The sequence below is a fragment of the Chlorobium sp. genome (assembly GCF_036528655.1).
GTDB lineage: Bacteria > Bacteroidota > Chlorobiia > Chlorobiales > Chlorobiaceae > Chlorobium.
In genome coordinates, this window is record NZ_JAIGND010000021.1 from 19,187 (window position 1) to 30,766 (window position 11,580).

9 protein-coding genes and 1 tRNA gene are annotated in these 11,580 nt (G+C 53.4%); 5 read left to right on the forward strand and 5 right to left on the reverse strand.

Annotated features, from left to right (window positions below; all coding sequences use genetic code 11):
• Positions 1 to 86 precede the first annotated feature (86 nt).
• The 3 genes from K4305_RS05990 to ahcY all read left to right on the forward strand — a co-directional run bounded on the left by K4305_RS05990 (position 87) and on the right by ahcY (position 4,023).
• Positions 87 to 1,064 (forward strand): sugar phosphate nucleotidyltransferase, encoded by a 978-nt coding sequence (locus tag K4305_RS05990; RefSeq protein ID WP_331561487.1) that lies wholly within the window; start codon positions 87 to 89, stop codon positions 1,062 to 1,064.
• Between the two features lie 237 nt (positions 1,065 to 1,301).
• Entirely contained in the window at positions 1,302 to 2,516 is a 1,215-nt protein-coding gene (gene metK / locus K4305_RS05995; RefSeq protein WP_331561488.1) for a methionine adenosyltransferase, read from the forward strand.
• 91 nt (positions 2,517 to 2,607) lie between these two features.
• Positions 2,608 to 4,023 (forward strand): adenosylhomocysteinase, encoded by a 1,416-nt coding sequence (ahcY, locus tag K4305_RS06000; RefSeq protein WP_331561489.1) that lies wholly within the window; start codon positions 2,608 to 2,610, stop codon positions 4,021 to 4,023.
• 98 nt (positions 4,024 to 4,121) lie between these two features.
• Here the strand turns inward: ahcY and K4305_RS06005 are convergent.
• Positions 4,122 to 4,193 (reverse strand) — tRNA-Gln (locus K4305_RS06005).
• 148 nt (positions 4,194 to 4,341) lie between these two features.
• Between K4305_RS06005 and K4305_RS06010 the strand changes: the two genes are divergently transcribed.
• Positions 4,342 to 4,983 carry a phosphoribosylanthranilate isomerase gene (locus tag K4305_RS06010; RefSeq protein ID WP_331561490.1) on the forward strand — a complete coding sequence of 214 codons (642 nt, stop codon included), beginning with the start codon at positions 4,342 to 4,344 and terminating at the stop codon, positions 4,981 to 4,983.
• An 11-nt stretch (positions 4,984 to 4,994) separates the two neighbouring features.
• On the opposite strand, the gene K4305_RS06015 is transcribed toward K4305_RS06010, so the two are convergent.
• From K4305_RS06015 to K4305_RS06030, 4 genes are all read right to left on the reverse strand, one after another.
• A complete protein-coding gene (locus tag K4305_RS06015; protein WP_331561491.1) occupies positions 4,995 to 5,951 on the reverse strand; it encodes an alpha/beta fold hydrolase in 957 nt (318 codons plus the stop codon).
• A gap of 106 nt (positions 5,952 to 6,057) precedes the next feature.
• Positions 6,058 to 7,824 carry a cation:proton antiporter gene (locus K4305_RS06020; protein ID WP_331561492.1) on the reverse strand — a complete coding sequence of 589 codons (1,767 nt, stop codon included), beginning with the start codon at positions 7,822 to 7,824 and terminating at the stop codon, positions 6,058 to 6,060.
• A gap of 144 nt (positions 7,825 to 7,968) precedes the next feature.
• On the reverse strand, positions 7,969 to 8,466 hold the full coding sequence (locus K4305_RS06025) for a rubrerythrin family protein (RefSeq protein ID WP_331561493.1): 498 nt from the start codon (positions 8,464 to 8,466) through the stop codon (positions 7,969 to 7,971).
• A gap of 98 nt (positions 8,467 to 8,564) precedes the next feature.
• The gene (locus K4305_RS06030; RefSeq protein WP_331561494.1) at positions 8,565 to 9,365 is read right to left on the reverse strand and encodes an adenylate cyclase; all 801 of its coding nucleotides are present in this window, start codon (positions 9,363 to 9,365) and stop codon (positions 8,565 to 8,567) included.
• Between the two features lie 169 nt (positions 9,366 to 9,534).
• Between K4305_RS06030 and K4305_RS06035 the strand changes: the two genes are divergently transcribed.
• Positions 9,535 to 11,238, forward strand: a complete 1,704-nt coding sequence (locus K4305_RS06035) for a SulP family inorganic anion transporter (RefSeq protein ID WP_331561495.1) — start codon at positions 9,535 to 9,537, stop codon at positions 11,236 to 11,238.
• Positions 11,239 to 11,580 lie beyond the last annotated feature (342 nt).

Below are 11,580 nucleotides of genomic sequence, written 5' to 3' on the forward strand. Positions count from 1 at the left end.
TACCCGCCAAAGTTCTGATTTACCCTGAAATTCATTAAAATAAACGATAGTATTTTTATATAACCCCATACAACAACTCTCCTGCCATGAAAGCCATCATCCCTGTTGCCGGTGTCGGCACGCGCCTGCGTCCGCATACCTTCTCCCATCCCAAAGTGCTTCTGAACGTAGCCGGAAAACCCATCATCGGCCACATCATGGACAAGCTTATCGCCGCCGGCATTGACGAGGCCATTGTTATCGTAGGTTATCTGGGCAACATGGTCGAAGAGTGGCTGAGAAAGAACTACTCGATCAGATTCACTTTCGTCAACCAGACCGAGATGCTTGGGCTGGCGCATGCGATCTGGATGTGCAAACCCCACGTCAACCCGGATGAACCGGTGTTCATCATCCTTGGCGACACCATCTTCGAAGTGGACCTGCAGCCCGTAATGCAAAGCGGAATATCTACCCTCGGCGTTCACGAAGTGGAAGACCCGCGACGGTTTGGTGTTGCAGTCACCGAACACGGCAACATCATCAAACTGGTCGAAAAACCCGACGAGCCGGTTAGCAAACTTGCAATCGTCGGCCTTTACTTTATAAAAAATGCCGGTTCGCTTTTCTCATCGATCGATTACGTGATCGAAAACGGTATCAGAACCAAGGGCGAATACCAGCTCACCGATGCCCTGCAGCTCATGATCGAACGCAAGGAACCCTTCACGACGTTTCCGGTCAGCGGATGGTACGACTGCGGAAAACCCGAAACGCTGCTCTCGACAAATGAAACCCTTCTGCAGAAAAAACACACGACGGGATCCTATCCCGGCTGCATCATCAACAACCCGGTATTCATCGCCGAAAACGCTTCTGTGGAAAACGCCATTATCGGTCCGAACGCCACCATCGGCGAACACGCTGTGGTCTCGGATGCGATCATCAGGGACTCCATTATCGGCAACGGCGCAAAGGTAAGCAGCATCATGATCAATAACTCCATTATCGGCAACAGCGCATCTATCGGCGGCAGTCCTCATGAAATCAATATCGGAGACTGCTCGGAAATAAGGCTGCGATAAGAGATTTTTTGCATGAATGAAGCCGATTGCTTACATTTTTGCTTTGTTATGCAACGGCATCCCCATTACCTATGGACACGGTGCCGCAGGCTTGCCGGGAAAACCTTTTCCGGTACCTGCAGGGAGGTTTTCCGTGTCCAGTCGTTTCCCGCTGAAATTCCACTTGCCGGAAATCCGCTTCCTGACGTTTTTTTCTTTCGTTCATGTTGTTCGTTTAACCAAAACACTACCAGAACCATGTCACAGTCAAGGTATTTCTTTACCTCCGAATCCGTTTCTGAAGGACACCCGGACAAAGTTTCCGATCAGATTTCCGATGCCGTGCTTGACGAGTTTCTTCGCCAGGACCCCAATTCAAGAGTAGCGTGTGAAACATTCGTCACCACCGGTCAGGTGATAGTCGGCGGCGAAGTCACTACGAAGGGTATCGTCGATATACAGAAGATCGCACGCCGGGTCGTCACTGAAATCGGTTACACGAAGGGCGAATACATGTTCGAAGCCAACTCCTGCGGCGTGCTCTCAGCCCTGCACAGCCAGTCGCCCGACATCAACCGCGGCGTTGACCGCAAGGAAGAAATCGCCGACGAGTTCGACCGCGTCGGAGCCGGAGACCAGGGCATGATGTTCGGTTATGCCTGTACGGAAACTCCCGAACTGATGCCTGCAGCTATCCAGTTCGCCCAGCAGCTTGTTAAAAAACTTGCCGAAATCCGCAAGGAAGGCAAAATCATGACCTACCTTCGCCCTGACGCGAAAAGCCAGGTGACCCTCGAATATATCGACGATAAAGTTGCCCGCGTCGATGCCGTGGTCGTTTCAACCCAGCACGATCCTGAACCAGCAGGCATGAGCGAAGCCGAGTTCCAGGCCATCATCAAAAAAGACATTATCGAAAATGTCGTCAGAAAAGTTATTCCTGCCGAACTGCTCGATGAAAACACCAAATTCCACATCAACCCGACAGGGCGCTTTGAAATCGGCGGACCTCACGGCGATACCGGTCTGACCGGCCGCAAAATCATTGTCGATACATACGGCGGCGCAGCTCCTCACGGCGGCGGCGCGTTCAGTGGCAAAGACCCCTCGAAAGTCGACCGCAGCGCGGCATACGCTTCGCGCCACGTTGCCAAGAACATCGTTGCCGCAGGACTTGCCGATAAATGCACCGTACAGGTATCGTACGCTATCGGCGTAGCACGTCCCGTTTCGATCTACATCAACACCCATGGAACCGCTAAAAACGGCCTCAGCGACGCAGAGATCCAGGAAAAAGCCGAGCAGATCTTCGATCTCCGTCCTGCAGCCATCATCAGAAGGTTCAACCTCGACAGACCTCACGGCTGGTGCTATCAGGAAACAGCCGCTTACGGCCACTTCGGCCGCGAGAACTTCCCGTGGGAAAAAACCGACAAGGTCGAAGAGCTGAAAAAGGCATTCAATCTGGCCTGACCGGAAAACCTGACAGAAACTCCGTTTCCCTTCGAAAGGAACCGGAGTTTCATATGACCTCTGAAACTTTTTTATAAAACAACAGATACTCATGACCATCGAAGCAGCACTGCTTGACTACAAGGTTGCCGATATGTCCCTTGCCGAATGGGGGCGCAAGGAGATAGATATCGCAGAAAAAGAGATGCCCGGCCTGATGGCCACCCGGCGTAAATACGCCGGTCAGAAACCCCTCAAAGGCGCCCGCATCACCGGTTCGCTGCACATGACCATCCAGACTGCGGTGCTGATCGAAACGCTTGTCGACCTCGGCGCGGAAGTGCGCTGGGCGAGCTGCAACATCTTTTCCACGCAGGACCACGCCGCCGCAGCCATCGCTGCCGCCGGCATCCCGGTTTTCGCATGGAAAGGAGAAACCCTCGACGAATACTGGTGGTGCACCCGCCAGATCCTTGAATTCGAAGGTGGCAAAGGACCGAACCTCATCGTCGATGACGGCGGCGACGCGACGCTCATGATCCATCTCGGCTACAAAATCGAGAACAATCCGGAACTGCTCGAAAAAACCCCGGGCAACGCCGAAGAAAAAGCCCTTTACCAGCAGCTCCGCGAAGTATACGGCGAAGACGCACAGCGCTGGCACAAGGTTGCTGCCGACATGAAGGGCGTCTCAGAGGAGACCACCACCGGCGTGCACCGCCTCTACCAGATGATGGAAAAAGGCGAACTGCTCTTCCCTGCCATCAACGTGAACGACTCGGTCACCAAATCGAAATTCGATAACCTCTACGGCTGCCGGGAATCGCTTGCCGACGGGATCAAACGCGCAACCGACGTCATGATTGCCGGCAAGGTCGTTGTTGTGCTCGGCTACGGAGACGTAGGCAAGGGATGCGCACACTCCATGCGCTCTTACGGCGCACGGGTGATCGTAACGGAAATCGACCCGATCTGCGCGCTGCAGGCATCGATGGAAGGCTTCGAAGTAACCACCATGGAAGATGCTGTTGGGGAAGGAAACATTTTCGTCACAACCACCGGCAACAAGGACGTCATCACCCTCGAACACATGAAGCAGATGCGCGACGAAGCTATCGTCTGCAACATCGGCCATTTCGACAATGAAATCCAGGTCGAAGCGCTCAACAGCTTTAAAGGTGCTGTCAGACTCAACATAAAACCGCAGGTAGACAAGTACACCTTCGAGAACGGCAACTCTATCTATCTGCTTGCCGAAGGCCGTCTGGTGAACCTCGGCTGCGCTACCGGACACCCTTCATTCGTGATGAGCAACTCCTTCACCAACCAGACCCTCGCGCAGATCGAGCTCTGGACGAAAAAGTATGCCATCGGCGTCTACCGGCTGCCGAAAGAACTCGACGAAGAGGTTGCAAGACTGCACCTCGGTCAACTTGGCGTCAAACTCACGACTCTTTCGAAGGAGCAGGCCGACTATCTCGGCGTTCCGGTGGAAGGCCCCTACAAGCCCGACCACTACCGATACTGATCCCGCAAAGGCTCAAAAACAGAAAAGGCAGCCCGAAAGCTGCCTTTTCTGTTTTATTCTTCGATCAGTCGGATCGGACTGATCCTGCCTTGCATACGCTGGGGCGGCAGGATTCGAACCTGCGAATGTCGGCTCCAAAGGCCGATGCCTTACCGCTTGGCGACGCCCCAATACCCTTACAGGAACGGATAATACGGATTATCCTCGAAAAATCACAATCCGGTAAAACCCGCTGAAAAGCTGGAAATGAATCTGAAAGATATATGCACAAATAATCGGCCCGGCATATAATTGCGGCAAATCGTCATCCGAACAACCATGGTAAAAACAAAGATCTGCGGCATTACGCGACTTGAGGATGCCCTTGCCTCCTGCCATGCAGGGGCTGATGCGCTGGGCTTCAACTTCAGCAGAAAAAGTCCGCGCTCGATCACGCCTGAACGAGCTGCGGCCATTATTGATTCGCTGCCCCCGTTCGTCAGCTGCGCAGGAATTTTCGTTGAGCATTCGCCGGCGGAGATCAATGCCATCTGCCAACAATGCCGACTCCAGGTGGCGCAACTCCACTCCGAAACCTATACTGCAGTTCAAGCCCTGGCAATCGAACAGGTGAAGATCATTCGCGTCTTCCGCCCCGAATCCGGTTTCGATACCGCCGAGGTCCACCGTTATGCCAGAGAAAGCGGCGTCAGAACCTTTCTCTTCGATGCCTACCGTCCCGGTATGGAAGGCGGAACCGGAGAGCGAATCCGACAGGATCTCGCATCGCGCATTTTCGACGAACTCCGCGATACCTACTGGACAATTCTTGCCGGCGGACTCAATCCTGATAACATTACCGAAGCAATACGCCTGACACTCCCCTACGCAGTGGATACGGCAAGCGGCGTCGAAACATCTCCGGGCATCAAAAACGCCGATAAGATCCGTACCTTCGTCACCGCGGCGCATGCAGACTGAACACCCTCCGCTCAGTTGGCCAGAACCTGACCGAGAATAAGTTCGGAGGTGGTATCGGGAAGCTCTACGGTGATAAGATGACCGCAATCCGGAACGCAGACATAAGTCCCTTTTTTGGTAAGCTCCTGAAGTTTCCGGGTATTATCGCAGGTCATGATGGCATCTCCTTCGCCTGCTACGAAAAGGATTGGCATATCGGTAGCCCGAACCATATCAGGCACCGATTCGGTCGTTTCAAGCGCGGTAATCTGACTGGTCGTCTGCTCGATAGCCTCGGGTGCGCAAAGGCCGAGGCTTTTGAAGCCTATAAGAATATCATGCAGCATGACGGTGTTCTTCGAAAGCACCAGACGGGCGAAAATATAGGCAGGAAGCCACCAGGTAAGACCCCGGAGCAGGTTGTTGAACATGAAATTGATCGATGCGGGAGCAAAGGCCGAAATAAATGCGTTGTTCGGCAGATAGCCGAAATTGAAAAACGTCATCGATGCGATCCGCCCTGGAGCTGTCCGGGCATAATCGAGCGCAACGAAAGGTCCGAACGAAAAAGCCGCGATATGAAAACGCCCGAGACCGAGCCGGTTCACCAGCGCATCGAGGTCCTGCGCGAAAAAATCAATATGATAGTGTTTGGCTGGATCGTTGTCCGACCAGCCGTGTCCCCGCATATCGTAGGCGATCGTCCTTATTCCCTCCTGATTGAGTGCCTTGATGACATGGTGCCACCACATCCACCAGCAGTCCCACCCATGAATGAGCACCACAACGGTTTTCGCATCTTCCGGACCCGAATCGTGATAATGGTGTACGATGCCGTTGAGTTCAGTGAAACGGCTCTTCTCCATGAGCTCAAGTTCATACTGCGCACGTCTGACTTCGGCAGTTGTTGCAGCATTGAGCTGATCGAGAAGCTGTTGGCGGTAGTTTCTGAACTTGACGGTGGCCAGAGGCGGGATGGGCTGTTCCATAACGAGTTATGCTGATATTATCAAAACTGCGAGGAATCAACTGAAATATACAAAAGGATCCCGTCGATCATGACGGAAATCTTCATACCGGCAATACGCCAGCCGCTCATGGCTGCCTGGCCGGAATGGGCAAAGGTGTCTGGAAAAATATTTTCTCGCACTCGCGCCGGATTATTGCCTGCTGTTCGAGAATCAGCTCGGGATCGACGGTAAAGTGATTGAGCAGCTGGGAGAATATCTGGATAGAGGTCTCGAACTTCTCGGTCACCACCACATCTGCACCCGCCTTGTAGAGGTTCTCCACTTCGTCGAGAGTTCTGGCCCTTACTATGACGAACGCTTTCGGGTTCACCTCGCGAATAGCGGGTATACACTTGCGTACCGCACCGTTATCTGAAATGCCGAGCACCACGGCTCGGGCATGGTCTATGCCGGCACGCAGCAACGATTTCGTTTCCGTACAGTCTCCGTAGTAGATGGGCTCGCCCTTGCGACGCATGGTTCTGACGATCTCCCGGTCGATTTCGAGCACCGAATAGGAAATATTGGTGGCATGCAGCACTGCGGCTACATTCTGGCCGTTCACTCCAAACCCTATGATCGCAGCATGGATCTCGCCGGCACAGATGATCGTACTGTCGGCGGGTCGTACCGCCGGACCGCCGGACTCACGCTTCGGCAGAGGAATGAATCCGAGCGCAGGCACAACCTGATCGGCGACTTTCGGAGCAATGGCTATCATGGCTGGAGTAACGATCATGGTCACCACGATAATTGCCAGCATAGCCTGAAATACCTCGTCGGTAATGACCCTGTTGTTCAATCCGGATTCGGCCAGCACGAAGGAGAATTCCCCGATCTGCGCCAGCGCCATACCGGCCATCATGCTCACTCTCGGCGAATAACCGAGAAAAAGCGACACCCCTGTGACGAGCAGACCCTTGACCAGCAATACCGCAATCGCGATTCCGACGAAAAGCGGAAGATTGATCATCTTGACATCGAGCAGAAGTCCCACGGAAATGAAAAAGATGCTCGTAAACGCTTCACGGAAGGGGTCGATGGTAACGCTGATCTGGTGGCTTTCGTCCGTGCTGGCTATCACCATGCCGGCAACGAATGATCCCAGCGCCAGAGAAAGGCCGGCAAGAGAGGTGAGATAGGCTGCTCCGAAACAGATCACCAGCGCGCCGATAACCAGCACTTCGCGCGCATGCAGAGAGGTGATCAACCGCACCATCCTCGGCATGAACAACCTGAATCCGGCAAAAATCGCCGCGCCGAACAGCAGGATGAAGCCGACTTTTTTGACAATATTGACGGTCGATAGCACCGCATCGGGACTGAGAAAATTCACGCCGATCATGAGCGGCACGATGGCGATATCCTGGAATATCAGAATGCCGAGCGCGATCTTGCCATGGGGCAATCCCAACTCATTCCTGTCGGTCAGAATTTTAAGGCAGATAGCCGTACTGCTGACGGCAAAAGCAAAACCAAGAAAAACCGCGGCCTCTGCGGAGATGCTCTTGCCGATGCTGTAGAGCAGCCAGTAGGCTATACAGCTGATGGCAAGACCTGTCACAAGAATCTGCACCATGCCGCCGACCAGCACGATTTTCTTCAGTTTCCGCAGATCGTCAAGGGAAAATTCGAGACCGATGGTGAAAAGAAGCAGAATTACGCCAAGCTCGGCAAGCGTTGAAATGAGCTTTTCGTCGTAAACCGCGCCGATACCCGAAGGACCAAGCAGAATGCCGGTAAAGATCAGACCGATGACCGGAGGAATCCTCAGCCGCTGAAAAATCAGGATAATGAAGATCGCCAGCACACCAATCAGTACCAGTTCACCGAGGAAATCGAATTCGTGCATGATTACTTCAGATTCGGATCATCTCATGGTTCCGGTAAAAATCGTACAACTCCCTGTATTTCTTTATTACAAAAAATACCGAACCTGAAAAAATGAAAAGGCGGCCATTTTAGCCGCCTTTTGAAAAAAATGCCCGATAACCACTTACACCTGCACGTAAACCGACGACTTCGCGCCGCAGATAGGACATTTATCCGGAGGACTGGCCAATTCGATATGACCGCAAATCGGGCAGAGCCATATTTCGGTTGCGTTGATATCCTGGCCGTTCTGCACCGCCTCCATGGCTTTTTTATAGAGTTCGGCATGAACCTGCTCGGCTTTGACGGCAAAAGCGAACATGCGCTTTGCCGGATGGTCTTCAGCTGCAGCCTGTTCGAGCATCGGAGGGTACATTTCGGTAAATTCGCCAGTTTCGCCATCTATTGCCGTCTGCAGGTTTTCAGCGGTCGAACCGATACCTCCGAGTGCGCCGAGGTGGCCTTCCGCATGGATAAGCTCCGCCTGCGCCGTCGTTCTGAACAGCTTTGCCACGTTCATGAACCCTTCGCGCTCTGCTTCCTTTGCAAAAGCGAGGTATTTCTGGTTTGCCTGGCTCTCGCCGGCGAATGCTTCCTTCAGGTTTTCTTTCGTTGTTGGCATGGTTGTATTGTTTTGTTATTGTTCCCGTTTCGTGCCTTGGGAAAAAAAGATAAAAAAGAGTAGTAATGATTCGCAAATAATCCAAACGAATGAAGCGACTACCTGTTTTTCTTGTAGAAGCCTTTCGAGCGGACAAGGCCGAACCACTCCCGAGCCTGCTCCCCGGGGGTTTTATCCGTCGTCCAGTGGACGAAATTGGCAATATCCCGGACAGCGATCTTGCCCGTACCGGAAAAATCGATCACTCGTGCCTCACCGAGTTTCCATATCCGGGGCTGACGAACACTGCCTTTTTGGGGGTGCTCGAATTCAAGGAGAGGAAAAACCGCATCGAGAGAACGATGGCGCCACTCCTCTTCGGGAACAGTAATGCATGCCGCATACTCCCCGTGAGGTTTCAGTGCCGCACATGCGGCTGCAAGCACAAGCGGACGGCCGAACAGATCGGTCACATACTCTCCCGGCGAACCGGTAAACCCTGCAACGACCATTCCGCTTGCTATGCCTATACCCGGCCTGAACCCCGGCTCATCGTTTTCGCCCAATATCCTCGCTGCCCGAAGCGCGTCGAGAAACGGATCGTCAGAACCGAAAGCGCCTGAAAACAGCATGATATGCGCATGGCCGAAAAACCGTTCGACAATGCAGAAACGTTCCTTTTCGAGCTGCCGGTGGATCCAGCCGAGAAACATGTTCTGATAGATGAGCAGCTCCGCAGGATCGAGTTCAAACGAAAGCCCGGCATATCCCGGAATACCCATGTAAAGAACCGAACAATCGACTTCAAGCCCTTTAATGGAAAACAGCCCTGCAAGCCTGTCGTCGATTTCCACATCGATAGTCAGCGGCTGGGAAAGCAACAGGTCCGCTACGGAATTAAAGGTGTGCGGTGTTTTCACTGGGGTATGAAACTTGTTCGGAAATCATTTTTTCAGGGCTCCTGCCCCGCCGGGGCTTGCCGGGCAACCGGTGAAAGCTTATATAGAAAACAGGCTATAAACAAAATAGACTATAAACCACGCAAAAACCAAAGCACTACCTGTTCATTTTCTTCATCCCCGGCTTGCCATGTTCAAACCAAAGTTCTTTACCGTCCTTTCCGAAATCACGCCTCAGCAGCTCTCGAAAGATGTGGTTGCAGGCATTCTTGTCGGCATCGTCGCCCTCCCGCTTGCAATCGCCTTTGCCATCGCTTCGGGAGTATCGCCCGAAAAAGGACTCATCACCGCCGTCATCGGCGGCTTTCTCGTATCCTTCCTCGGCGGCAGCCGGGTGCAGATCGGGGGCCCGACGGGAGCGTTCATCGTCATCCTCTACGGCATCGTAGAGCAATACGGCATCAACGGACTTATGATCGCCACCATCATGGCCGGCGTCATCCTCATGCTGATGGGATTCGCACAGTTCGGCTCGCTGATCAAGTTCATTCCCTATCCTGTCGTGGTAGGATTCACCAGCGGCATAGCTGTCATCATCTTTTCAAGCCAGATAAGCGATTTTCTCGGCCTTTCGATTGAAAAAGTTCCCGCCGACTTCATTGAAAAATGGATTGCCTATGCGACACATCTCACCTCCATCAATCCGCAAAGCCTGATGGTCGGAACGTTCTCGCTTCTCATCATCGTCTTCTGGCCGAAGATATCGAGAAAAATTCCGGGTTCGATCGTCGCAATTATCGCTTCGACCCTGCTCGTGCACCTCTCAGGGCTCGACGTGGCCACAATAGAATCGCGCTTCGGGGATATTCCCTCAGCGCTTCCCGCCCCGTCCGTTCCTGTTTTCGATTTCGCCACAGTGAAAGAACTCATCATGCCGGCAACGACCATCGCCCTGCTCGGCGCTATCGAGGCGCTGCTTTCAGCCGTCGTGGCAGACGGCATGATCGGCAGCCGGCACAAATCGAACATGGAGCTTGTAGCCCAGGGTGCGGCAAACATCATTACACCGCTCTTCGGAGGCATTCCGGTCACCGGAGCCATCGCCCGCACGGCGACTAACGTCAAAAACGGCGGAAGAACGCCTGTAGCAGGCATGGTGCACGCCCTGACTTTGCTCTGCATCATGCTGCTCTTCGGCGGATGGGCCAAACTCATACCCATGCCCACGCTTGCCGCCATCCTGATCGTCGTGGCCTGGAACATGAGCGAACACCATGTATTCCGCCAGCTGCTGAAAAGCCCGCGCAGCGACGTCATCGTGCTCCTGACGACCTTCGGCCTCACGGTAGTGTTCGATCTGACCATAGCCATCGAAATCGGCATGCTGCTTGCAGTCCTGCTCTTCATGCAGCATATGGCAGGAATCGCCAACATCGGCATGGTTACCGGAGAACTCAAAGACCGCGAAGAGGAGGACGATCCCAATACGATCAGGACCCGCGCAATACCTGAAGGAGTCGAAGTATTCGAAATCAGCGGCGCCATGTTCTTCGGAGCCGCATCGAAGTTCAAGGACGCCATGCACATCGTCGAAAATAAACCCGCGATCCGCATTATCCGCATGAGAAAAGTGCTTTCGATAGACGCAACAGGACTCAATATGCTCCGTGAACTGCTCGTCGACTGCAGAAAAACCGGCATAACGCTTATCCTCTCGGGCGTACACGCCCAACCACTCTTTGCCATGCAGCAATACGGCATCTACGACGAAATCGGCGAAGAAAATGTGTTCGGCAACATCGACGACGCCCTCGACCGCTCAAGAGAGATCCTCGGACTCCCGAAAACCGGAAGAATGCAGAATTTCACGCCCTCGGTAGAACGGGAAAAGTAAACGCAAAGGAGTATCGGATGCGGAGCATACGGGAGTATCCTCCCAAAAAAACGGCGCCTGATTTGAACGGCAACGCCGGGCAAACCAGACGCCAATCCGTGTCAATCCGTGCAAATCCGTGGGCAACCTCTTCCTCTTCAATCCACAGGCTCCCACCTCCTGACTCCCGATCTTCCCCGCCTTACCGCCCACAATCCTCAATCCTCTATCCGTGAAAATCCAATCTTCAATCAGCGGGAACCGCGTTCTTCCTCTTATAGCCGGATAGCGAGACAGCTGGATGGCTCTATAGCAAGAAAACATCACCCATAGCGCTTAACCCATTAATCCATGTTAATCCGT

What these genes read in the sequence shown, in the direction of transcription:
- metK (WP_331561488.1), top strand. Translation starts at nt 1,302, where the DNA reads ATGTCACAGTCAAGGTATTTCTTTACCTCCGAATCCGTTTCTGAAGGA.
- K4305_RS06020 (WP_331561492.1), bottom strand. Translation starts at nt 7,824, where the DNA reads ATGCACGAATTCGATTTCCTCGGTGAACTGGTACTGATTGGTGTGCTG.
- K4305_RS06015 (WP_331561491.1), bottom strand. Translation starts at nt 5,951, where the DNA reads ATGGAACAGCCCATCCCGCCTCTGGCCACCGTCAAGTTCAGAAACTAC.
- K4305_RS06025 (WP_331561493.1), bottom strand. Translation starts at nt 8,466, where the DNA reads ATGCCAACAACGAAAGAAAACCTGAAGGAAGCATTCGCCGGCGAGAGC.
- ahcY (WP_331561489.1), top strand. Translation starts at nt 2,608, where the DNA reads ATGACCATCGAAGCAGCACTGCTTGACTACAAGGTTGCCGATATGTCC.
- K4305_RS06035 (WP_331561495.1), top strand. Translation starts at nt 9,535, where the DNA reads ATGTTCAAACCAAAGTTCTTTACCGTCCTTTCCGAAATCACGCCTCAG.
- K4305_RS05990 (WP_331561487.1), top strand. Translation starts at nt 87, where the DNA reads ATGAAAGCCATCATCCCTGTTGCCGGTGTCGGCACGCGCCTGCGTCCG.
- K4305_RS06010 (WP_331561490.1), top strand. Translation starts at nt 4,342, where the DNA reads ATGGTAAAAACAAAGATCTGCGGCATTACGCGACTTGAGGATGCCCTT.